This window comes from Streptomyces sp. NBC_00376 (assembly GCF_036077095.1).
GTDB lineage: Bacteria > Actinomycetota > Actinomycetes > Streptomycetales > Streptomycetaceae > Streptomyces.
In genome coordinates this window covers 2,797,661-2,820,986 of the sequence record NZ_CP107960.1, presented here as the reverse complement: position 1 = coordinate 2,820,986, position 23,326 = coordinate 2,797,661, and the positions used below count along the sequence as shown (strand labels likewise).

The 23,326-nt window shown below is 72.6% G+C and carries 17 protein-coding genes; 8 read left to right on the top strand and 9 right to left on the bottom strand.

Features of this window, described 5'->3' with window-relative positions; all coding sequences use genetic code 11:
- Positions 1-103: 103 nt before the first annotated feature.
- Positions 104-427, top strand: a complete 324-nt coding sequence (locus OG842_RS12400; protein WP_072486732.1) for an STAS domain-containing protein — start codon at positions 104-106, stop codon at positions 425-427.
- Between the two features lie 239 nt (positions 428-666).
- A complete protein-coding gene (locus tag OG842_RS12395) occupies positions 667-3,147 on the top strand; it encodes an ATP-binding protein (protein ID WP_266729664.1) in 2,481 nt (826 codons plus the stop codon).
- A 90-nt stretch (positions 3,148-3,237) separates the two neighbouring features.
- On the opposite strand, the gene nucS is transcribed toward OG842_RS12395, so the two are convergent.
- Positions 3,238-3,909: an endonuclease NucS gene (nucS, locus tag OG842_RS12390; protein WP_259931854.1), complete on the bottom strand. Its 672-nt coding sequence runs from the start codon at positions 3,907-3,909 to the stop codon at positions 3,238-3,240.
- A gap of 270 nt (positions 3,910-4,179) precedes the next feature.
- Here nucS and OG842_RS12385 point away from each other — a divergent pair, with 270 nt between their 5' ends.
- The gene (locus OG842_RS12385) at positions 4,180-4,572 is read left to right on the top strand and encodes an SCO5389 family protein (RefSeq protein ID WP_124716348.1); all 393 of its coding nucleotides are present in this window, start codon (positions 4,180-4,182) and stop codon (positions 4,570-4,572) included.
- Positions 4,573-4,646: 74 nt separating this feature from the next.
- On the opposite strand, the gene OG842_RS12380 is transcribed toward OG842_RS12385, so the two are convergent.
- The gene (locus tag OG842_RS12380) at positions 4,647-5,690 is read right to left on the bottom strand and encodes an LLM class flavin-dependent oxidoreductase (protein ID WP_266729663.1); all 1,044 of its coding nucleotides are present in this window, start codon (positions 5,688-5,690) and stop codon (positions 4,647-4,649) included.
- Between the two features lie 221 nt (positions 5,691-5,911).
- Here OG842_RS12380 and OG842_RS12375 point away from each other — a divergent pair, with 221 nt between their 5' ends.
- A complete protein-coding gene (locus tag OG842_RS12375; protein WP_266729662.1) occupies positions 5,912-6,241 on the top strand; it encodes an ATP/GTP-binding protein in 330 nt (109 codons plus the stop codon).
- Between the two features lie 17 nt (positions 6,242-6,258).
- Here OG842_RS12375 and OG842_RS12370 read toward each other — a convergent pair whose 3' ends face one another.
- From OG842_RS12370 to mce, 7 genes are all read right to left on the bottom strand, one after another.
- Positions 6,259-7,131 (bottom strand): ABC transporter permease subunit, encoded by an 873-nt coding sequence (locus OG842_RS12370; protein ID WP_266729661.1) that lies wholly within the window; start codon positions 7,129-7,131, stop codon positions 6,259-6,261.
- On the bottom strand, positions 7,128-8,246 hold the full coding sequence (locus OG842_RS12365; protein ID WP_266729660.1) for an ABC transporter ATP-binding protein: 1,119 nt from the start codon (positions 8,244-8,246) through the stop codon (positions 7,128-7,130). Before OG842_RS12365 ends, OG842_RS12370 begins: the two co-directional genes overlap by 4 nt.
- A 196-nt stretch (positions 8,247-8,442) precedes the next feature.
- The gene (locus OG842_RS12360) at positions 8,443-9,222 is read right to left on the bottom strand and encodes an ABC transporter permease subunit (protein WP_266729659.1); all 780 of its coding nucleotides are present in this window, start codon (positions 9,220-9,222) and stop codon (positions 8,443-8,445) included.
- A 5-nt stretch (positions 9,223-9,227) separates the two neighbouring features.
- Positions 9,228-10,229, bottom strand: a complete 1,002-nt coding sequence (locus tag OG842_RS12355; RefSeq protein ID WP_266729658.1) for an ABC transporter ATP-binding protein — start codon at positions 10,227-10,229, stop codon at positions 9,228-9,230.
- Between the two features lie 97 nt (positions 10,230-10,326).
- The gene (locus OG842_RS12350; protein ID WP_266729657.1) at positions 10,327-11,265 is read right to left on the bottom strand and encodes a cellulose-binding protein; all 939 of its coding nucleotides are present in this window, start codon (positions 11,263-11,265) and stop codon (positions 10,327-10,329) included.
- Positions 11,266-11,449: 184 nt separating this feature from the next.
- Positions 11,450-15,343 carry a polarized growth protein Scy gene (scy, locus tag OG842_RS12345; protein WP_266729656.1) on the bottom strand — a complete coding sequence of 1,298 codons (3,894 nt, stop codon included), beginning with the start codon at positions 15,341-15,343 and terminating at the stop codon, positions 11,450-11,452.
- Positions 15,344-15,507: 164 nt separating this feature from the next.
- A complete protein-coding gene (mce, locus tag OG842_RS12340; protein WP_093544046.1) occupies positions 15,508-15,936 on the bottom strand; it encodes a methylmalonyl-CoA epimerase in 429 nt (142 codons plus the stop codon).
- Between the two features lie 134 nt (positions 15,937-16,070).
- Here mce and OG842_RS12335 point away from each other — a divergent pair, with 134 nt between their 5' ends.
- The 4 genes from OG842_RS12335 to OG842_RS12320 all read left to right on the top strand — a co-directional run bounded on the left by OG842_RS12335 (position 16,071) and on the right by OG842_RS12320 (position 23,326).
- A complete protein-coding gene (locus OG842_RS12335) occupies positions 16,071-17,273 on the top strand; it encodes an acetyl-CoA C-acetyltransferase (RefSeq protein ID WP_266729655.1) in 1,203 nt (400 codons plus the stop codon).
- A 68-nt stretch (positions 17,274-17,341) separates the two neighbouring features.
- Positions 17,342-18,301: a methylmalonyl Co-A mutase-associated GTPase MeaB gene (meaB, locus tag OG842_RS12330; protein ID WP_266729654.1), complete on the top strand. Its 960-nt coding sequence runs from the start codon at positions 17,342-17,344 to the stop codon at positions 18,299-18,301.
- Positions 18,302-18,492: 191 nt separating this feature from the next.
- A complete protein-coding gene (locus tag OG842_RS12325) occupies positions 18,493-20,988 on the top strand; it encodes a protein kinase domain-containing protein (RefSeq protein ID WP_266729653.1) in 2,496 nt (831 codons plus the stop codon).
- 28 nt (positions 20,989-21,016) lie between these two features.
- Entirely contained in the window at positions 21,017-23,326 is a 2,310-nt protein-coding gene (locus OG842_RS12320) for a protein kinase domain-containing protein (RefSeq protein WP_266729652.1), read from the top strand.

Below are 23,326 nucleotides of genomic sequence, written 5' to 3'. Positions count from 1 at the left end.
GTTCGCTTACAGACGGCAACTTCCCTGTCGCTGCCGCAGTCAGTTGTGGGAGAGACAGAACAGACAGACGAACTTTGCCACGGAGCATTCCAGGGGAGCGCATATGCACATCAGGGGCGACCACGCCGAGCTGGTCGTCGGGGGCCGCCTCGACGTCCGAAGCGCGGCGGACGCCCGTACGGCCCTGCACTCGGCCCTCGACGACGGCGTCGGCGACCTGGTGCTCGACCTGACCGAGCTGGATTCCTGGGACGCCACCGGACTCGGCGTCATCATGGGCGCACACCGCCGGGCCGGACGGGCCGGGCGGCGGCTGGTGCTCCGCGGCGTGCCGCCGCAGATGCAGCGCCTGCTGGTGGCGACCCGGCTGCACCGCATCCTGGCCATCGAAGGCGGAATCGCCGCGGACTCGCTGCCGCGCGTGTAGCGGCGTACGCCGGGGTGCGCGCCCTGGTCGTCCGGCGGGGCCAAAAGCGCACAATCCGCGCGAGAATGTGCGCTTCGGGCGGCGTGACCCCCCGACTGTGCGGGGACCCGGCGCGACGGTCTAGGGTTCGCCCGTCCGCCGATTGACGAACCCACCGGGCGGACACCGGACCGGAAGCGACAGCGGGGCGTGCGAGGCCGGAGGGGCAATCGTGCGCGACGCGTCTGGGGGCTTTGGCGATGGACCCGACACACCGGGGACCGGAAGAGTACGGCCGGGACAACGGCGGCTTCGGCGAGGGGCCCGGCCGCAGACGGCCGGCCCGTGACCAGCTGACCCCGGAGCCCGGCCAGCCGACGCCGCAGGCACGCGTCGTCCGGCTCATAGCGGGCGACTACCTCCTCACCGTCAACCCGATCGACGGCAGCGAGGTCGAGCTGTGCCCGCCGGGGGAGCAACCCGGCCCGCCCGCCCGGCGCACCGCGACCGGCCGCGCCGACCGCGAACGCGCCACCGCGCCGCCCGTACCACCCGGCCCGCCCGCCCCCCAACTGCCGCTCCTGGAGCGCGCGCAGGAGCGCGAACGGCTGGTGCGCCTGCTGGCCCAGGGCCGCTCGGTGCGGCTCACCGGACCCGCCGGATCGGGCCGTACGGCACTGCTCGACGCCGTCGCGGCCGACTGCGCGGACCTCGCACCGGACGGAGTCGTACGGCTCAGCGGCTACAAGCGGAGCGCCACCGACCTGCTGTACGGGCTCTTCGAGGCCGTCCACGACGCGCCGCTGCACCGCCCCGACCGTGACCGGCTGCTCGAACGGGTCCGGGGCATCGGCGCCGTCGTGCTGCTCGACGACCTGGAGTTCGGCGGGGCCGCGCTGGAGGAACTGCTCGACGCGACACCGGAGTGCGCCTTCCTGTTCGCGACGGTTCCGGACGTCGCCGCGCCCACCACGGACTCGCACCTCGAAGAGGTCTTCCTCGCGGGCCTCGGCCGCAGCGCCGCGGTCGACCTGCTGGAGCGGGCCGTCGAGCGCCCGCTCACCGACGAGGAGGCGAACTGGGCGGGAGACCTCTGGTTCGAGTCCGAGGGGCTGCCGCTGCGCTTCGTCCAGGCGGCCGCCCTGCTGCGCCAGCGCGATCTGCTGCGCACCGACCCCGAGGCGTACGGCGAGTACGGCGGCCGCGACGGCCTGCCCGCGGACGCCCCCTTCGGGCACGACCAGGCCGTCGACGGGGTCCACATACCGCTGCCCAGCCTCGGGGAGGGGGCGGCGCCCGCCGCGCTGCTCGCCTCGCGGCTGAGCGGGCCCGCCCGCGACACCCTGCGCTTCGCGGTGGCCCTGGGCGGCGAGGTGCCGCACCAGGCGCATCTGCCGGCGCTCATCGGGGACACCCACGCGGACGCCGCACTCGGCGAACTGGCCGGCTGCGGGCTGCTCTCCCCGGCCGGTTCGCGCTACCGGCTCGCCGCCGGTGTCGTCACCCAGCTGGAGGCCGCCGGATACGGCGAGGACGCCACCGAGCGGGCCCGTACCGCGGCCCAGCACTACGCCTGGTGGGCCGGTCACCCCTCGGTCACCCCCGAGCGGGTGACGGCCGAGGGCGACGCCGTCATCGCGGCGATGGCGCAGCTGGTGCCCGGCGACGGGGCGGGGCAGACCAGCGTGGCCGTGCTGCTGGCCCGCAGTGCCACCCCGGCCTTCGCGGCGGGCCTGCACTGGGGAGCCTGGGAGAAGGCGTTGCGGATCGGCCAGGAGGCGGCCCGGATCGCCGGGGAGATCGCCGAAGAGGCCTACTTCCACCACGAGTTGGGCGTACTCGCGCTCCTGGCCGGAAATCCGGACCGGGCCAGGGCCGAGCTGGAGACCTCGATCGGCATGCGCGGGGCGCTCGCCGACAAGTCCGGGGCGGTGGCCGGGCGGCGCGCGCTCGCCCTGGTCGCGGACCGTTCCGGCGGCCCGCTGCCCATCGTCCTCACCCCGCCCGGGGACGAGCTGCCGGTTTCGCGGGCCGAGGAGCCTGCGACGCCGCCCGCCGGTACGAGGCCGTCCATGACGCAGACGCCGCCGAGGCCGTACGAGGGTGCCACCGCGGTGATCTCGCGGCAGAGCGCGCCCAAGGCTGCCGGGGGCGCGCGGGGAGGCCGCTTCGGGCTGCTCGCCGGGGCCCGGCGCAATCTGGTCGCGACGGCCGCGGGCGTCCTCCTGACCGGTGTGCTCGGCACGGTGGTCGGGCTGGGGCTGACCTCCGGCGACGACGACGTCCAGGGGAACCAGGACGTCACGACCGAACAGTCGCAGAGCCAGGACGGCGGCGAGGACGAACTGCCGGCCGACGGCCCGGCGGACGGTTCGACGTCCACCGACCCGGCTTCCAGCGGCAGTCCGGCGACGCCCGGTCCGTCGGGCAGCGAGATCACGCCGAGCGGCAGCGGCACACCGTCCACGGGCCCGACGGAACCGAGCGGCAGCCCGTCCTCGGACACGTCGTCCAGCAGCAGGCCGCCGTCGCACAAGCCGACCACGCCGCCCACCACGACGAAGTCGCCCAAGCCGACGAAGACCTCCAGCCCGACCGCCAGCCCGACGGAGACCGAGTCCCCGAGCCCGACGGACACGGCCACCGAACCCGAGCCGTCCTCGCCCGACACCTCCGACTCGGCGAGCGGCCCCTCCTCGTCGTCGGCGGCGAGCGCGGACAGCGGTCCGGCCATCGCCTGAACCGCCCCGGAACCGACGAACGCCGGACGTGACGGGCACGTCCGGCGTCGGGGACCGGAAAGGAAGCAGGAGCAGGGGCAGCGGGGCGGGTCAGAACAGCCGGAGCTTGTCGTCCTCGATGCCGCGCATCGCGTCGTAGTCGAGCACGACACAGCCGATCCCGCGGTCCGTCGCCAGCACCCGGGCCTGGGGCTTGATCTCCTGGGCCGCGAAGACGCCCTTCACCGGGGCGAGGTGCGGATCGCGGTTGAGCAGCTCCAGATAGCGGGTCAGCTGCTCCACGCCGTCGATGTCGCCGCGCCGCTTCAGCTCCACGGCGACGGTCTGGCCGTCGGCGTCCCGGCACAGGATGTCGACCGGCCCGATGGCGGTGAAGTACTCGCGGCGGATCAGGGTGTAGCCCTCGCCGAGGATCTCGATCCGGTCGGCGAGCAGTTCCTGCAGGTGCGCTTCGACGCCGTCCTTGATCAGACCCGGGTCGACGCCCAGCTCGTGGGACGAGTCGTGGAGGATTTCCTCCATCGTGATGATGAGTTTCTCGCCCGCTTTGTTCACCACGGTCCAGACGTCCGCGGTGTCGCCGGTGCCCTCCTTCAGAGTGCAGGGCGGTGACATCCAGTTGAGAGGTTTGTACGCCCTGTCGTCGGCGTGGATCGACACGCTCCCGTCCGCCTTCACCAGGATCAGACGGGGAGCGGAGGGCAGGTGGGCCGTGAGCCGGCCGGCGTAGTCCACGGAGCAGCGGGCGATGACGAGACGCATGGTCGGCAACGCTACTCGACGAGGGGTGTTCCACGCGATTCTCCCCCTGCCACTCCCGTCACCCCGCTTTCGTCCAAGGGGCGCAGTCGGGGCTTGCCCCTCTTTGCGCCCCTTCGTTATTGGCCGGTTGTGTTCCCAATCTCCTGGTGCGGCCCGGACCGCACCCTTACGGTGTAAGCAGGAGGTCGCCGTCTGTGTACGCTGCGTCGCCGTCCTCCTTCCCTGCCCGTAAGGCCCCGGCCCGGCGTCGGGGTCGCGAGAGGAGAACCCATGTCGCTCGACGTCTCACCGGCGCTGTTGGAACAGGCCGAGCGAGGCGAGGTCGACGAAGCCGACTTCGTCGACTGCGTCCGGACCTCCCTGCCCTACGCATGGGAGATGATCAGCTCTCTGGTGGCTCAGCTGAAGGTGGACGGTGGAGAGTTCGCCGACAACCAGACGCCCCCGCCGGACGAGCAGGCACGTGGTCAGCTGCTGCGCGCGCTCGCGAGTGATGCGATCCGCGGCGCGCTCCAGCGGCACTTCGGGGTGCGCCTGGCATTCCAGAACTGCCACCGCGTCGCGGTGTTCCCGCTGGACCCGTCGGTCGACGAGCGTCTGGCCCGCTTCACCTCGGTGAGGGGCCAGTTGCTCAACCAGTCGCCCGAACTGCGGGACTGCTAAACGCTTGCTGCCGTTCCGGGCCGAGACCGTGCGACTCGCTCCGGAGCGGCAGCCCCCGTACCTCCGACGACCTGTCAGGTGAGCAGCGGGAGCACTTCGGTGCCCAGCCGCGCTACGTTCTCCTCCGTGGCCGCCAGATCTCCCGACCCCTCCACCAGGAGCGCGAAGCGGGTGATGCCCGTCCGCTCGGCGGTGGCGGCGAGCCGGTCGGCGGCGAGCCGGGGCGGGCCCACCGGATGAAGACCGCACAGCAGCTCCGTGTACGCGACCGGATCGCGCATCACCCGGTGCCGGCCGTCGACCGTGACATGGGCCTCCAGGCCCTGCCGCAGCCAGCCCGGCATCGCCTTCACCAGCGTCTCCACCGCCTCCTGGGGACGGTCGGCGATCTGGGCCACCCCCGCGGACACGTGTCCGGCCTCGCGGACGCTCTCGGGCGAGCGGCCCGCGGCGAGCGCGGTGGAGCACCACAGGGCGACCATGTCGGCCTTCTCCTGGTCCCCGCAGTGCATCCCGAGCAGCATCGGCAGGCCCTTCTCCGCGGCGAGCCTCACCGTCTTCGGAGAGGTGCACGCGACGACCACCTCGGGGCCGCCGGGGCTCTCGCCGCCGTCCTCGGTGAGCAGCTCGTCGGCCCGGGGGACCACGGTGACCTCGCGGAAGCCGTACCGCTCGCCGCGCCCGGCCACCTTCGGCCTGCCCAGCCAGTCGAGCAGCAGCTCCAGGGATTCCGGGAAGCCCTTCTCGTACGCCTCCAGGCCCCCGCCGAACACCTCCAGATCCACCCAGGGGCCTCCCCGGCCGACGCCGAGTGTGAACCGGCCGCCGCTGGTGAGATGGAGCAGCGCGGCCTGTTCGCCGAGCGCCACCGGATGCTGGGTCGACAGCACGCTCACCGCCGTGCCCACCCGGATCCTGCGGGTGCGGCCGAGCAGCAGCGCGGCCAGCGTGACGGCGGACGGGCAGACCCCGTACGGCACGAAATGATGCTCTGCCAGCCAGACCGAGTCGAGGCCGGATTCCTCCGCGACCTCGGTGGACCGGACAGCGCGATGCAGCGCTTCACCCGGCCCCTGCCCCGGAAACTGGGCTGCCAGTACGAACGTTCCCACACGCATCGCCAATTGCCTCCTTGCGGCCGACGCGGCTCTCCCCTATTGAGCAACAACGTCTGACACGTGCCAAAGGCACGGTCCACCGGCAGGTTGTTGCGATTTTCCGGTAACTCACCCCTCCCTGGAGCTCCCGTGACACCGCCCCAGGAGGCTCTGGACGACCGGTTCGGCCGAATGGCCCTACGCTGGACGGGAACTGCCCAGCCTGCCCCGTGAGGTGTCACGTGTCCCCGCGCCGCAACCGCCCCCGAGGCGGCGAGAGTCCCCACGACAGCACAGCGGAGCCGCTGGGCCGGTACGGCGGCGGCGGACGTGCCGAGGAGTGGCAGGGCGAGCAGTGGTCGGTCCGCCCGGTCAGCGGCGCGAGCGCGGCGGGCAAACGGTACCGCTGCCCCGGCTGCGACCAGGAGATCCCGTCCGGCGTCCCGCACCTGGTGGCCTGGTCCGAGTACGGCGGGATCGACGACCGCAGGCACTGGCACAAGGCGTGCTGGAACGCGAAGGACCGCCGCACCACACAGGTGCAGCGGTCCAGGAACGCGCCTCGCTACTGAGCCCTTCGGGGCGGGCCCTACACGTCCCGGCGGTCCAGAGCGGCGAACGCCCCGAGCAGCGCCACGGCCGTGACCCCGAGCATGATCCACAGCGGGTCCCAGCCGGACGGCCCCGATTCGGCGACCGAGGTGGAGTAGAACGCGCTGAGCTGGTTGGGGATCGAGTACTCGAAGAGCTTCATCCGCAGGCCGGAGAGGGACTCCGCGAACATGAACATGGCCATCACGAGCGGCAGCAGCACCACGCCGATCATGATCGTGATCGCACCGGCGGAGTGCCGGATGAGAGCGCCGACCGCGAGCGAGAGCAGCCCCAGCGTCGCGATGTAGAGGCCGACGCCGACCGTCGCGCGCAGCCAGTCGCCGCCGGAGGGCGGTGCGCTGTCGATGATCGCCGTCTGCAACACCGCGACCAGCGCGGTCGTCACGGTCGTGATCACGAAGGTGAGCAGGAAGAAGACGATGGCCTTCGCGCTCAGCACCCGGGCCCGGCTGGGGCAGGCGGTGAGCGTCGTGCGGATCATGCCCGTGCCGTACTCCGACGCGATGGTCATCACGCCGAGCGTGATGACGCAGATCGAGCCCAGCAGCACCCCGAAGAAGCCGAAGCTGAGCACCGGCGTCGAGTCGAGACCGGCCCCGGAGGCGTTGACCGCGACCGCGGCGAGCAGCCCGATCCCGACCAGCAGCACGATCATGACGCCGAGCGTCCACATCGTGGAGCGCACCGAGCGGATCTTGGTCCACTCGGAGGCGATCGCATCGCCGAGCGTGGCCCGGCGCACCGGGATCGGTGAGGTGTACATACCGGCCGGTGCGGCCGACGGGCTGTGCGGCGGGGCCGGGACCTGCTGCTGGTACGGCGCCTGCGGGGTCGGCGGCGTTGTCATCGGGCGTCCTCGCTGGTCTCGCGCTTGGTCAGGTCCGGGGTGGCCGGTGCCGGGGCGGCCGGGGCCGCCGCGTACGGGTTCTGTCCGGGCGGCGGCGGGGCGTACCAGTTCTGCTGCGGCATCTCCGGTGGCTGTGGCGCGTACCCCTGCTGCGCGTACCCGTCGGGGACCGGCTGCTGCAGACCCGCCTTCTGGTCCGCCGTCGAGCGGTAGTCCACGGCGCCCTGGGTCATCCGCATGTACGCCTCCTCCAGCGAGGCCTGGTGCGGCGAGAGCTCCCACAGCCGGACGTCCGCCTCGTGCGCCGCATCGCTGATCCGCGGCAGCGGCAGCCCGGTGACGCGCAGCGCCCCGTCCGGCTCGGACATGACCTGTCCGCCCGCCTCGGTGAGCGAGGCCGTCAGCTTCTCGCGCCGCTCCGCGAGGCCGTCCGCGACCCGCACCCGGGCGAAGTCGGCCGAGTTGGCCGAGATGAAGTCCTTGATGCTCATGTCGGAGAGCAGCTGGCCCCGGCCGATCACGATCAGATGGTCGGCGGTGAGCGCCATCTCGCTCATCAGGTGGCTGGAGACGAAGACCGTACGCCCCTCGGACGCCAGCATCTTCATCAGATTGCGGACCCAGAGGATGCCCTCGGGGTCCAGGCCGTTGACCGGTTCGTCGAAGAGCAGCACCTGCGGGTCGCCGAGCAGCGCCGCCGCGATGCCGAGCCGCTGGCCCATGCCGAGCGAGAACCCCTTGGACCGCTTCCGGGCGACGTCCTGGAGGCCGACGACGCCGAGCACCTCGTCGACCCGGGCGGCCGGGATCCCGGCGAGCTGGGCGAGCGAGAGGAGGTGGTTACGGGCGCTGCGCCCGCCGTGCACCGCCTTCGCGTCCAGCAGCGCACCCACCTGGCGCGGCGCGTTCGGCAGGCTGCGGAAGGGGTGGCCGCCGATCGTCACATGGCCGGAGGTCGGCTGATCCAGGCCCAGGATCATGCGCATGGTGGTGGACTTGCCCGACCCGTTGGGACCGAGGAATCCGGTGACGGCGCCCGGCCGCACCTGGAAGGAAAGGTTGTGCACGGCCGTCTTCGCGCCGTAGCGCTTGGTCAGGCCGACTGCCTCGATCATGCTCCAGCCCCATCGACTCACATCTGTCGTCGGGGCCCAGGCCGTCCGGCCGCACGCCCCCGTAAGAGTTAGGAGGATATCCAGGCATTGACGGTTCCGGCCAAGCCGTTGCGGTTGAGCATCGGTCCGGTCGGAGCGGACGGAAGGCTTCCGGGCAGTCCGCGGGCACCGGCCGCCGACGCCGTCGAGGCGGCCGTTACGCGTCCCGCCTCTTCAGTACGACATAGCCGCCGATCAGCGCGGCAGCCACCCAGGCGACCAGAATCCCGAGCCCGCCCCACGGCCCGTACGGGGCCGGGTTGCTGTTCATCGCGTCGGGGACCACCTGCATGATCTTGGAGCCGGCCTGGTCGGGGAAGTAGCGGGCGACCTTCTTCGCCCCCGGCACCGCCGACAGGATCTGGGAGATCAGGAAGAAGAACGGCATCAGGATGCCGAGCGACAGCATGGAGCTGCGCAGCATCGTCGCGACGCCCATCGAGAAGATCCCGATCAGCCCCATGTAGATGCCGCCGCCGACGACCGCGCGCAGCACGTTTTCCGCGCCGATGTCCGTGTGGTGGTCGCCGAGCAGGGCCTGCCCGAGGAAGAACGAGACGAAGCTGGTCGCGATGCCGACCACCAGGGCCAGCGCCCCGGCCACCGCGATCTTGCTGAACAGGAACGAACCGCGCTGGGGCACCGCCGCCAGCGAGGTGCGGATCATGCCGGAGCTGTACTCCGTACCGACCACCAGCACCCCGAAGACGACCATGGCCAGCTGACCGAGGACCATGCCGGAGAAGCTGATCAGGGTCGGGTCGAAGGTGACTCTCTCCGCCACCGGGAGCTCGTCGAACTGGGAGTTCATCAGGGCGCAGAGCGCCGCGCTCATCGCGACGGTGACGACGAACGCGGAGATCAGCGTCCAGACGGTCGAGGAGACCGTACGGATCTTGGTCCATTCGGAGGTCAGGACCGCGGGTACCGATGCCATCGTCGTCACACCTCCTTGCCGCTGCCGGCGGCGGGGCCACCGGTCTGCTGGTTCCACTGTTCGCCCCACTGCGGGCCCGTCGGCGGTGGCGCCGCGGCATGGTCCGAGTGCGCGTGGTACTCCACGGAGTCCGCGGTCATCTGCATGAACGCCTCCTCCAGGGAGGCCCGCTGGGCACTCAGCTCGTGCAGCACGATCTGGTGCTGCGCGGCGAGCTCGCCCAGCGCCTCGGTCGTGGCACCGTCGATCTCCAGCGTGCCGCTGCCGGTCTCGACCACAATCAGCCCCGCCTCGTGCAGTACGTCGCGCAGCCGCTCCTGCTGCGGCGAGCGCAGCCGTACGTAACTGCGGGAGTTCTGATGGATGAAGTCGGCCATCGAGGTGTCGGCGAGCAGCCTGCCCTGGCCGATCACGATCAAGTGGTCCGCGGTGAGGGCCATTTCGCTCATCAGGTGCGAGGAGACGAAGATCGTCCGGCCTTCCGCGGCGAGCGCCTTCATCAGATTGCGGATCCAGTGGATGCCCTCGGGGTCCAGGCCGTTGACCGGTTCGTCGAAGAGCAGCACCTGCGGGTCGCCGAGCAGCGCCGCCGCGATGCCGAGCCGCTGGCCCATGCCGAGCGAGAACCCCTTCGACTTCTTCTTCGCCACCGCGGTCAGACCCACGGTGTCCAGCACCTCCGCGACCCGGCTCTCCGGGATGCGGTTGCTCTGCGCAAGACAGAGCAGATTGTTGTAGGCGCTGCGTCCGCCGTGCATCGACTTGGCGTCCAGCAGCGCCCCGATGTACTTCAGGGGTTCTTCCAGGTCGCGGTAGTGCTTGCCGTCGATGCGCACCGAACCGCTGGTCGGGTTGTCGAGATCGAGCATCATCCGCATCGTCGTGGACTTGCCCGCCCCGTTGGGCCCCAGAAAACCCGTCACCATTCCGGGCCTGACCCGGCAGGACAGCCGGTCGACGGCAACCTTGTTGCCAAAGCGCTTGGTGAGGCCATCGAGCTCGATCATGCGTTCACGCTAGAACGGCCGCGCGCCCGGCGCCACCACAAGGGCGGAACCGGGCGCGTCAGTGTCACTCCAGGGGTACAGCTGCAGTACCCGGGGGTCAGCGACCCTGCTGAGCCGGGACACCACGGGTGACCGGCTCGTCGTCGGCGGGGGCGCCGGCCGCGGCGACCGCGGCACCGGTCAGCGTGGCCAGCATCTCGCGGACGTTGGTCAGCTGGGCGTTGATCGAGTCGCGGCGGTTGGTGAGCGCCGCCAGCTCGCGCTCCGATTCGCTGCGGATCCGGTCGGCCTTGGCGTTCGCGTCGGCCACGATGTCCTCGGACTGGCGCTGCGCGGTCTCCACCGTCTGACGGGCCCGGCGCTCGGCGTCCGTACGGAGCTTCTCGGCCTCCAGGCGGAGCTGCTCGGCGCGGTGCTCGATCTCGGCGAGGCGCTTCTCGGCCTTGGCCTGACGGGACGCGAGGTCGCGCTCCGACTGGTCGCGGCGCTTGGCCAGGTTGGTCTCGAAGTCCGCGGCGGCCTGGGCGGCCTTGGCGCGGGTCTCCTCGAAGAGGGCATCCGCCTCCTCGCGCTTCTGCGCGGCGTCCTTCTGGGCCTCCGTACGCAGCGAGCCGGCCTCGCCCTTGGCCTTCTCGACGATACGGACGCCCTCGTCCTCGGCCTTCGCCTTGCGCTCGGCGGCGAACGTCTCGGCGTCGTTGCGCACCTGCTGGGCGGCCGACTCGGCGAGCTCACGGTGCTGCTCGGCGGCGCGACGGGCCTCCTCGCGCAGGTCCTTCGCCTCCTCCTCGGCCAGGCGGAGGATCTTCTCGACGCGGGCGCCGAGTCCGGCGTACGACGGCTCCGCGTCGTTCACCTGGGCCTGGGCGTTCTGCGTTTCGAGGTGGAGCTCCTCGATGCGCTTCTCCAGAGAGGTGATGCGGGTCAGGGCACTATCACGGTCGGCGACGAGCTTGGTAATGCGGTCATCCACCTGACCGCGGTCGTATCCACGTCGCACGAGCTCGAAGCCGAAGGGGGAGGAAGGGTCGCTCATGAGGTTCCTGTCGAATGAGACCGGTGAGGTGTTAGGGGGAATCCTAGGGGCCGGAACGGCGTGTCACCGAGCGGATGTGCTTTTGATCTGGAGAATGACACCTCTTTTGGGTGGCTGGGCCCCGTAGCCCTTGCCACTCGGAGGGTTGAACGTTCTTGACGGAGCATGGGAAAAGGCAAGGCGACTACCCCTCGGACGACTTGCCACTCGATCGAGTGCCCGCCGAGGCACCGGCCTTGACGCCGCCGGTGGAACCGCCCGCGCCCTTGCCGCCGCCCGTCGGCGTCTCGAAGGACTCCAACGCCTCCAGCACGTCCTGGACTCGGGAGATCTCGGTGTTGATGTCCTCGCGCCGGCGCACCAGCAGATCCAGCTCACGCTTGCCCTCGTCCACCGTACGCTTCGCCTCGGCCTCGGCGTCGGCCCGCAGCTTCTCGGCCTCGCGGACCAGCGTGGCCTTCTTCTGCTCGGCCTCCTTCAGCAGCGACTCGGCCCGCTTCACCGCGGCGATCCGGACCTTGCTCGCCTCCGAATTGGCGTCCGCCAGCAGCTCCTTGGCCTTGGCCGCCGCCTCGTCGCGCTGCTCCGTCGCCGCCTTCATCAGGTTGTCGACGCGCTCGCCCGCCGTCTTCATCTGCTCGGACGTCTCCCGCCGGGCGCGGTCGTGCAGCTCCTCGATCTCGCCCTCGATCCGGGCCCGCAGCTCCTCGGCCCGCTCCCGGATCGCGGTGGAGTCCCGGCGCGCGCCGACCAGCAGCTCGTCCGCGTCCGTACGGGCCCGCTCCACCAGGGAGTTGCCCTCGACCGTCGCCTCCGAGGTGATCCGCACGGCTTCCTTGCGGGCCGCGCCGACCATCGTGTCGGCCTGCTTCTCCGCCTCGGTGGCGGCGCGCAGCGCCTCCTCCTGGGCCTTGTTGATGAGCTGATCGGCCTGCTCCGCGGCATCGGCCCGGCGCTTCGCCGCGGCCTCCCGGGCCTCGTCGAGCAGCCGGTCCGCCTCCTGGCGGGCCTCCGCGCGCATCTGCTCGGCCGCCGACTCCGCCTCCGCGTGCAGCCGCTCCGCCTCCTCGCGGGTGCGGGCCGCGTGCTCCTGCGCCGAGCCGACGGTGGCCGCCGCCTCCGCGCGCAGCCGCTCCGCCTCGTCCGCGGCCTCGTCCGACAGCCGGGCCGCCTGCTGCTTCGCCTCGTCGACCAGCGTGGTGGCCCGTTGGGTCGCCTCTTCCACGAGGCCGGTGGCCTGCTGCGTCGCCTCTTCCACGAGCGTGGTGGCCCGCTGTGTCGACTCCGTGCCGATCCGCTCGGCCTCGCTCGTGGCCTCGCCCACCAGCCGGTCGGCCTGGGCCGCCGCGTCGGAACGCATCCGGTTGGCGTCCTCGCGGGCCTCGGCGCGGCTGCGCGAGGCGTCCTGCTCGGCCGAGGCCAGCGCGTCGGAGGCCTCGGTGCGCATCCGCTGGCTGTACTCGGCGGTGTCCGCCCGCAGCCGCTCCGACTCGGTGATCGCGTCCGCGACGGTCCGCTCGGCCATCGCCTTCGCGGCCTCGGACTCCTCCTGAGCCTCCCGGCGGATCCGGGACGCGTCCTCGCCGGCCCGCTCCCGCTCCGCGTGCGCGTCGGTACGGACCCGGTCCGCCTCCTCCTGCGCCTCGGACTTCGTCCGCTCCGCCACGTGCTCGGCGGTCGAGCGCAGCCCGGCGATCTCCGCCTCGGCCTGCTCCTGCAGCCCGCTGACCGAATCCCGCACCTGCTGGGCGGTCTGCTCGGCCGCGGAGACCAGCTCGGTCGCCCGGCTGTCCGCCTCCTCGACCAGGCGCTGCGCCTCGGCCTGCGCCTGCTCGACCCGCTTGCGGGCGGAGGCGAGCAGCTCCTCGCTCTGCTCGCGGGCCCGCTCGCGCTCCTGGTTCGCCTCGGTGCGCGCCGCGTCGAGGGTCTCCTCGGCCTCCCGGCGGCGCCGGTTGGCCTCCTCCTGGGCGGCGGCCAGCGCCTCGGCGGCCTCCGTGCCCACCCGCTCCGCGGCAGCGGCGGCCTCGGACCGAACCCGGTCGGCGCTCTCCTGCGCCTCGGACTTGAGCCGCTCCGCCTCGGCGGCCGCCTCGGAACGCAGCCGTACGGCGACGGCCTCGCCCTCCGCACGCGACTGCGACGCGTCCGCCACGGCCTCGTCGCGCAGCCGCTCCGCCTCGGTCTCCGCCTGCTCCCGCAGCGTCCGGATCCGCTCGGCGGCCTCCGTGCGCAGCCGCTCGGACTCCTCGTTCGTCTCGCGCCGGATGCGCTCCGCCTCGGCGCGCGCGTCGCCCAGCGCCTGCTCGGCGCCGGCGACCCGGGTCTCGGCCTCGGTGTGCAGCCGGGTCAGCTCCTCGGCCGCCTCCGCCTGCCGGGCCGCGACCGCGCGCTCGGTCTCCTCGCGCAGCTCCGCCGCCGCCTGCTCGGCCGCGGTGGTGGTCGAAGCGGCCTGCTCCTCGGACTCGGTACGCAGCTGCTCGGCCTCGGCGCGGGCCCGCTCCAGGGCCTCCTCGGCCTGCTTGCGCAGTGCGCCGGCCCGCTCGGCCGCCTCGCCGCGGACCCGCTCGCTCTCGGTGCCGGCGGTGGACCGCAGCTCCTCCGCGTCCGCCTTCGCCTTGGCCAGCAGCTCCTCGGCGGTCTTCGCGCCCTCCTCGATCTGCTGGACCGCCTCGCGGCGGGCCTCGCCGCGGATCCGCTCGCCCTCGGCGACCGCCTCGGAGCGCAGCTGTTCGGCCTCGCCGCGCAGCCGGCGCGCCTCCTCCTGGAGCTCGACCGTCTTGGCCCGGTACTCCTTGGTGTCGTCCTTGGCCGCGCCCTTGAGCTGGTCGGCCTGCTCGGCGGCCTCGCCGCGCAGCCGGTCCGCCTCGGCCTCCGCCTCGCGGCGGATCCGGTCGGCCTCCTCGCTCGCCGCCCTGGTGGTGGACTTCGCGTCCTCGGACGCCTTGGTCAGCACCTCCTCGGCGCTCCTGGCGGCCTTGGCGAGCTGCGCCGCGGTGTCCTCGGCGGCGGCCGTGCGGGCCTTCTCGGACGCCTCGGACTTCAGCCGGTCCGCTTCGGCGCGGGCGTCGGCGAGCGCCTGCTCGGCCTCCGCCTTGAGCGTCTCGGCGTCCTTGGTGGCCTCGCCGACCAGCCGGGCGATCTCCGACTTGGCCGTACGGGTGCGCTGCTCGTTCTGCGACTCGGCGGCGGCCAGCCGCTTGACGGCGGCCTCCTTCGCCTCGGCGGTGACCTTCTCGGCCTCCAGCCGGGCCTCGCGCAACCGGGTCTCGGCCTCCTGCATGCGCTGCTCGGCGGTCCGGTTCAGCTCGGCGGTACGCTGCCGGGTCTGCTCGGTCTCGGCCGTCGTCGACGTACGCAGCTGCTCGGCGTGGCTGGTGGCCTCCTGCGCCTGGCTGGAGGCGGCGTCCAGCAGCCGTTCGGCGTCCTTGCGGGCGCGCAGCAGGATCGCCTCGGCCTCGCTCCGGGCCGTCTCCGCCTCGGAACCGAGCCGCTGCCGGGTCTCCTCCGCCAGCCGGCTCGCCTCGGCGCGCGCGGCCGACAGGGACTGCTCGGCCTCGGCCCGGGACTCCTCCAGCAGCCGGCGGGCCTGGGACTCCGTCCTGGCCCGGAGCTGCTCGGCCCAGGCGACGTTCTCGTTGACGTGGGACTCGACGGTCTGGCGGCGCTCCGCCAGCTCCTGGTCGAGCCGCTGGCGCCGCTGCACCGCCTCGTTGTGCAGCTCGGCCTGGAGCCGGGCCTGGTGCTCGGCGTGCTCCTGGAGGATCCGCTGCGTCTGCGCGCGGGCGTCGCGGAGCTCCCGCTCGGCGTCGGTGCGCAGCTGTTCCGCCTGGATCTGGGCGTTACGGAGCAACTGCTCGGCCTGATAGCCGATGTCCGCGCTGTCGTACGCGGGACGGGTCGCGAGATTGCGCCGAGCCTCGTGCAGCTTGGCGCGCAAGACCTCGACCTGGTAACCGAGGTCCTCGGCGTGCTGGACGGCCTTCTCCCGGTCGGTCTTCAGCCGGTCCATCTCGGCTTCGAACCGCGAGAGATGGTCGTCTTCAGCTCGGTGGCTCTCCTGGCGTTCGTAGCCCCGCACTGCGCGGTCCCATCCGTCCCCTGGTCGCAACTCTCCAACGAGTACCGTTCACCGGTGAACGGTCCCCCGGGGAATGGTGACAGATCAACGGCTGGGGACGCGGCGCGGCCCCGACCCGGCCCCGGCCCGGAACAGCCCACTCTACCGGGCCAGGTATCCGGAGGTCAGTGCTCCGCTGCGGACGTGACCAGTTCGGTGAGGACTCCGTGGCAGTCCTTGGGGTGCAGGAAGGTGATCCGGGACCCCATCGAACCCGTCCTGGGCTCCTCGTACAGCACCCTGACACCCTTCTCCCGGATGTCCGCGGAATCCGCGTCGACGTCCGCGGTGCCGAAGGCGATGTGGTGGACGCCCTCCCCGTTCTTCGCCAGCCACTTGCCCACGGCCGAGTCCTCCCGGGTCGGCTCCAGGAGCTGGAGGTAGGAAGCACCGCCGTCGGACGTATCGTTGATCTTGAGCATGGCCTCCCGTACGCCCTGCTCCTCGTTGATCTCGGAATGGAACACCTCGAACCCGTAGGTCGAGCGGTAGAACTCGACGGTCCTGTCGAGGTCGAAACAGGCGATCCCGATGTGATCGATTCGCGTCAGCATGGAACCAGTGCAGCGCCACACGGATGGTTACGCAACGTGCGCGCCGTCACACCCGCTGCCGGATGACGGGCGAGGTACCGCTCAGTACATTCAAGTAAACCCTCGTTCACTCCTCATCCCAAGGGGCGCCCCTCATGTCTGGAACGACCGGTACCACCTCAGTGATCGTCGCGGGCGCGCGTACGCCCATGGGCCGCCTCCTCGGCTCGCTGAAGAGCTTCTCCGGCGCCGACCTCGGCGGTTTCGCCATCAAGGCCGCGCTGGACCGGGCCGGCATCGGCGGCGACCAGGTCGAGTACGTGATCATGGGCCAGGTGCTCCAGGCCGGTGCGGGCCAGATGCCGGCCCGCCAGGCCGCCGTCAAGGCGGGCATCCCGATGAACGTTCCCGCGCTCACCGTGAACAAGGTGTGCCTGTCCGGGCTCGACGCGATCGCACTGGCCGACCAGCTGATCCGCGCGGGTGAGTTCGACGTCGTCGTGGCCGGCGGCCAGGAGTCCATGACCAACGCCCCGCACCTGCTCCCCAAGTCCCGCGAGGGCCACAAGTACGGTGCGATCGAGATGCTCGACTCCATGGCGTACGACGGTCTGACCGACGCCTACGAGAACATCCCGATGGGTGAGTCCACCGAGAAGCACAACAACCGCCTCGGCCTGAGCCGCGCCGACCAGGACGAGATCGGCGCCCTCTCGCACCAGCGCGCCGCCGCGGCCCAGAAGAACGGCCTCTTCGAGGCCGAGATCACCCCGGTCGAGATCCCGCAGCGCAAGGGCGACCCGGTCCTCTTCGCCAAGGACGAGGGCATCCGCCCGGAGACCACCGTGGAGTCGCTCGGCAAGCTGCGCCCCGCGTTCTCCAAGGACGGCACGATCACCGCGGGCACCTCCTCGCAGATCTCCGACGGCGCCGCCGCGGTCGTCGTCATGAGCAAGGCCAAGGCCGAGGAGCTGGGCCTGGACTGGATCGCCGAGATCGGCGCCCACGGCAATGTGGCGGGCCCGGACAACTCGCTCCAGTCGCAGCCGTCCAACGCCATCAAGCACGCCCTCAAGAAGGAGGGCCTGGAAGCCGGCGACCTCGACCTGATCGAGATCAACGAGGCGTTCGCCGCCGTCGCCGTCCAGTCGATGAAGGACCTCGGCGTCACCCCGGACAAGGTCAACGTCAACGGCGGTGCCATCGCGCTCGGCCACCCCATCGGCATGTCCGGCGCCCGTGTGGTGCTGCACCTGGCGCTGGAGCTGAAGCGGCGCGGCGGCGGCACCGGTGCGGCGGCGCTGTGCGGCGGCGGCGGTCAGGGCGACGCACTGATCATCCGTGTTCCGGGCAAGTAACAGGCAGTACGCGGCAGCAGTACGCGGTACACGTAGAGCAAGCGAGTGAGCGAGCGAACGGAGCGGTGATGGTGGACGTCCCCACCCTGGTCGAGCAGGCACGTGCGGGCCGGCCGCGGGCCGTGGCCCGGCTCATCTCCCTGGTGGAGGGGGCGTCGCCGCAGCTGCGCGAGGTGATGGCGGCCCTGGCGCCGCTGACCGGCAACGCGTACGTCGTCGGCCTCACCGGCTCGCCCGGTGTCGGCAAGTCGACATCGACGTCTGCGCTGGTCTCGGCGTACCGGAAGGCCGGCAAGCGGGTCGGCGTGCTCGCCGTCGACCCGTCCTCGCCGTTCTCCGGCGGGGCGCTCCTCGGCGACCGGGTCCGGATGTCGGAGCACGCCTCCGACCCGGGCGTCTACATCCGCTCCATGGCCACCCGCGGCCATCTGGGCGGCCTCGCCTGGTCGGCACCGCAGGCGATCCGGGTGCTGGACGCGGCGGGCTGCGAGGTGATCCTCGTGGAGACGGTCGGCGTCGGCCAGTCGGAGGTGGAGATCGCCTCCCAGGCCGACACCTCCGTCGTCCTGCTGGCACCCGGCATGGGCGACGGCATCCAGGCGGCGAAGGCCGGAATCCTGGAGATCGGCGACGTGTACGTCGTCAACAAGGCCGACCGGGACGGCGCGGACGCCACCGCGCGCGAGCTCAACCACATGCTGGGCCTCGGCGAATCGCGGGGCCCGGGCGACTGGCGGCCGCCGATCGTGAAGACGGTCGCCGCCCGGGGCGAGGGCATCGACGAGGTCGTCGAGGCGCTGGAGAAGCACCGGGCGTGGATGGAGGAGCACGGAGTGCTCGCCGAGCGGCGTACGGCACGGGCGTCCCGCGAGGTCGAGACCATCGCCGTGACCCGGCTGCGCGAGCGCATCGGCGACCTGCACGGCGACCGTCACCTCGGCGCGCTCGCCGAACGCATCGTGGCGGGCAGCCTCGATCCGTACGCGGCGGCCGACGAACTGGTGGCGGGGCTCACCGGCGAGGTGTGATCCGGAGCGACGGAGTACGGCCGGACGGGTGGGTCCGGGGCGGCGTGCGGGCCGCTTCCGGACCCGCCCGTCCGTGTCTCCCGGACATCCCGCCCGGCGCTGCGGCGGATGACGTGTCCGTGGCAGGATTACCGCCGGATACGGGCGCGGGACGCCCGTGGGTCCATGCGTGGCGACGGGGGGAGTGGCGCATGTTGGGTCCGCTGCGGGAGGACTCGCCGAGACGGATCGGTCCGTACGGGATACGGGCCAGGCTCGGCGCGGGCGGCATGGGAGAGGTCTTCCTCGGCGTCCGCGACGACGGCGGTGACCCGGTTGCCGTCAAGACCGTCCGCCGCGACGTGGCCAAGGACCCCGGCTTCCGCAGCCGCTTCCGCCGCGAGATCACCGTCGCCCGGTCCGTCGCCGGACCCCATCTCGCCCTGCTGCTCGACGGGGACGCCGACGCCGAAGTGCCCTGGCTCGCCACCGGATACGTGGCGGGGCCGACCCTGTCCGCCGCGGTACGCCGGGCGGGCGCGATGGACGAGGCCGAGGTACGGATGCTCGGCGCCGGACTCGCCCGCGCCCTGGCGGCCGTCCACGCGGCCGGGATCGTCCACCGAGATGTGAAGCCCGGCAACGTGATGCTCGCGGCGGACGGCCCGAGCCTGATCGACTTCGGGATCGCCCGCGACTTTGGCGCGACCCCGCTCACCACCACCAGCCGCATGGTCGGCAGCCCGGCCTTCATGTCCCCGGAGCACGTGGCGGGCAGCGGACGCGTCGTGCCCGCCTCGGACGTCTTCTGCCTGGCCTCCGTGCTCTGTTACGCCGCCACCGGACGCGACCCCTTCGGCGACGGCCCGGTCGCCGCCGTGCTCTACCGGGTCAAGTACGTCGAGGCCGATCTCGACGACGTGCCGGACGCGTTGCGGGCCGTACTGGAGCGCTGCCTGGTGGCGGACCCGGCCGCCCGCCCGGCCGCCGCCGAACTCGCGGAGCTGCTCGACCCCGGCGCGGCGGCCCGGTGGCCGGACCCGGTGGCGCAGCACATCGCCGAGCACGGGCGCGAACTGGCCCGGGTCGTGGCGCTGGGCGGCCCGCTGCTGCCGGGGTACACGCCCACCGAGGCGGCCGCCGTGAGCGGCCCGGACCTCCATCAACTGCCCACCCAGGGCCCCGGCCCGACCCCGCCCGTCGCCCCCGACCCGCACAGCGCCCCCACCCAGGGCCCCGGCCTCGCCCCGCCCACCCCTGTGGGCACCACCCAGGCCCCGCCCCCGCGCGGCTCCCGTCGCGCCCTGGCCGTCGCGCTCGCCGCGCTGATCGTGCTGGGTGCGGCGACGGGCGGGATCCTGGCCTGGCGCGACAAGGGCGGCACGCCCGGCGGGACGGCCCGGGGCGGCGGTCCGGCCGAGGGCGTCAAGATCGTGGCGGGCGTGGACGAGAACGGCGGCCCGGACGCCTCGGGCACGGTCCCGTACGGCCGCGATGTCCGTCCGGCGGGGTGGAAGAAGCCCTGGAAGGGGAAGTTCGCCGGGTCACCGATCGGCTGCGCGGCGGGCCGGGACGTGGTGGTCTGCCGGAAGGCGGACGGCACGTACGAGGCCTTGTCGGCGGCGGACGGGCACCGGATGTGGTCGCTGGACACGGGTGAGACCTCGCGGTCGGCGGGCTGGGGGCCGACCGGCCAGTTCTTCATGCCGGCCGGCGCCACCCGCCCCACGGTGTACGACGACACCGTGCTTCTTGCCGCGGGTGACCGGCTCCAGGCGCTGGACGCCCGTACCGGCAAGGTCCGCTGGGCGGTCCGGGGCGGCGGGGCGCACGACCTGGAGAGTGCCCCGATGGTCGTCGGCGGCCTGGTCCTCGCCGCCACCACCTGGTCGTCCGAGGGGGCGGAGCTCGCCGCGTACGACCTGCGCAGCGGCGCCCGGAAGTGGCACCAGCCGCTGGCCCCGGAGGTGGTCGCCAAGGGCGCGAGGCGCAATTTCTGGCCGGTCGCCACCGACGGCGAGACGGTGTACGCGATCAGCATGGAAGGGCCGAAGGCGTTCCGGGCGAAGGACGGCACGCTGCTCGGCGCGGTGCGCGGTGAGGGCTCGTCCTGCGGGGAGCTGCGGTTGTGGGGCGCGTCCGCCTACTGCTCCGTCTACACCGACAACGAGGACCCCTCCGGCTTCGGTACCGACACCAGCGTGCTGCGGCTCGACGCGGCCACGCTCGCCGAGCAGGGAAGGGTCCCGCTGGACTCGGGGCTCGTCGCTCAGGCGACCGTCACCGCGCTCGACGAACGGGCGGTGGTCCTTCGCCGGGGCTACGAGTACGTGCCGGACGTGCCCGACGAGCTCGTCGTCATCGGCCGGGACAAGGGCAGGACCCTCGGCAGGTTCCCGCTCGCCGTGAAGGCGGGCGAGGGCATGAGCAACCCGGTGTCCGACGCCCTCATCGTCGCCGACACGGTCGTCTGGGCGGACAGCACGACGCTGTACACCGTCCCGATCCGCCCCGACGGCACGCTGGGCGCGCTGGGCAGGACCCGGCTGGAGGGTGCCCCGGGCCCGAGCCCCACACCGGAGTACGACATGGGCAACGGCGTCGACCTGGACCAGGAACTGAACGACCCGCAGGTGCTGCCGGTCGGTGGCGTCGTGCACGTCGTGTACGACGACGGCACCACGGTCTCCGTACCGCTGCCCGGATGAACCACGAACCGCTTGAGGGGACCGCGCAGTGATCGAGCCGCTTCCACCCGGCAAGGCCCGGCTGATCGGCCCGTACCAGCTTCTCGGACTGCTGGGCGCCGGCGGCATGGGCGAGGTGTATCTCGCCCGGCCCGCCGGTGCGCCGGACCCCCTCTCCGGGCTGGTCGCGCTGAAGACCGTACGCGCCGATCTCGACCTCGACGACGGCTTCCGGATCCGCTTCCGGCGTGAGATCGACGCGGCGGGTGCCGTGCGCAGCCCGCACACCGCGTCCCTCGTCGGCGGTGACGCGGGCGGCCGGCTGCCCTGGCTGGCGACCGAGTACGTCCCCGGCCCCTCGCTCGCCGAGGCGGTGATCCGGGGCGGGCCGATGCCCGAGCCGGTGGTGCGCGAGATGGGCGCCGGTCTGGCCCGCGCGCTCGCCGACATGCACGCGGTGCGCGTGCTCCACCGCGACCTCAAGCCGGGCAACGTGCTGCTCGGCGCCGACGGGCCGAAGGTGATCGACTTCGGGATCGCCCAGGCCTTCGACGCCACCCAGCTGACCCGGACCGGTGTGGTCGTCGGCAGCCCCGGCTACATCTCGCCGGAACACGTCAACGGCTCACGGGCGCTCGTACCCGCGTCGGACGTCTTCTGCCTCGGTGCGGTGCTCGCCTTCGCGGCGACCGGCCGGGGCCCGTTCGACGACTCCGACATGGCTGCCGTGATCTTCCGGATCGCCCAGGGCGAGGCCGAACTCTCCGGCGTACCGGCGCAGTTGCGCGCGGTGATCGAGGAGTGCCTGCGCGGCGAGGCCGGGGCCCGGCCGACGCCGCAGCAGCTGGCCGAGATGCTGGTGCCGGGCCGGACCACCCCAGGAGCCTTCCCCTGGACGGAAGCGGTACGGGGGCAGCTGGCCGCGCACGCGGCGGCGGCCCGCGCCGCCGCCGAGGCGGCCGCCCCGGCCCGCGTCGCACCGCCGGCCCCGTCCGCCGCCCCGCACCCCGGCGGCCCCGCCTTCGCCCCGACGCCGGTCGTGCCGGTGGCCGTACCGGGAGACCGGAAGGGCAACAAGGGGCTGTGGATCGCGTTGGCGGCGGCGGCCACGGTGGTGTGCGTGGTGCTGGGCGCGGTGCTGCTGCCGGGACTTTTCGAGGGGGACGGCGGGAGCGACGACAACGCGGGCGGAAGCGGTGGCGGCGCGGGGCCTACCGCTTCCGCCTCGGACGCTGCGCGGACGAAGGCGGGGCCTGCGGTCGTGCCGGGCGCGGACGCGGGCCACACCGGGGACTTCGGGGCGGCCGCCACCGACGTCTCCAGGAAGCCGGCGGACTGGAAGGCGTGGAAGGCCAAGATCGATAACGGGCCGGTGGAGTGTGTACTGGCCGACACGTCCCTGGTCTGCGGCGGCCCGCAGCGCATCACCGTGCTGGACGCCGCGAACGGTGAACAGCGCTGGCGGACCGAGCCGGGCGGGGCGGGCAGCGGACCGGCCTCGGTGGCCGCCGTCATCGGCACCACCGTCTACGCCTTCCAGGACGGCGCCCTGGTGGCGCTCGGCCTGGACGACGGAGCGCGGAAGTGGCGGGAGCCGCTGCCCGAGGGCACCCGGGTGACCGACTCCGTCCAGTCGGACGGAGTCCTGTACTACGCGACCCGGGCCACCGGCACGGGCGCGTCCCGGCTCCTCGCCCACCGGCTCACCGGCAGCCACACCGCTGTCTGGGACAAGCCGTGGAGCGACCGGGCCACCACGGCGCAACTCGCCCTCGCCGACGGCCGGCTCGTCGCGGTCGGAGCGGGCATCACCGTCCTGAAGAGTGCGGACGGTACCCCGCTGGCCGACGTCGCCGCCGATGACGTCACCTGCCGCACCCCCGTCCTGAAGGGCAAGAACCTTCTCTGCTCGGGACCGGACGGACTGACCGTCGTCGATGTGACGGACCCCGAAGGCCGCCGGTCGTACGCCCCCGGCGTGGACGTCGCCTACCGGCCCACCGTGTCACGGGACGGCACGATCGTGATCAGCGACAAGAAGCAGGTGTACGCGCTCCGGCTCTCCGACGGCCAGCTGGTCTGGTCGACGACCGAGGCGTCCGAGGGGCTGGAGACCGAGGGCGCCCCGGCCCTGGCCGGGGACCAGGTCGTCCTCGTCGCGGGATACGGCACGGAGGCCCTCGACCTGACGCCGCCCGACACGGGGAACGTGGAGAGCACGGGCTCCAAGCTGTACACGGGCTGGCCCGCGCCCCCGGGCGATCCGCTCGATCCGGCGACGGTCTCGCTGATCGCCCAGGGCGACGTCCTGTTCATGGGCTTCGCCGATGGCACGGTCCTCTCGGGCAACGCCCCCTGA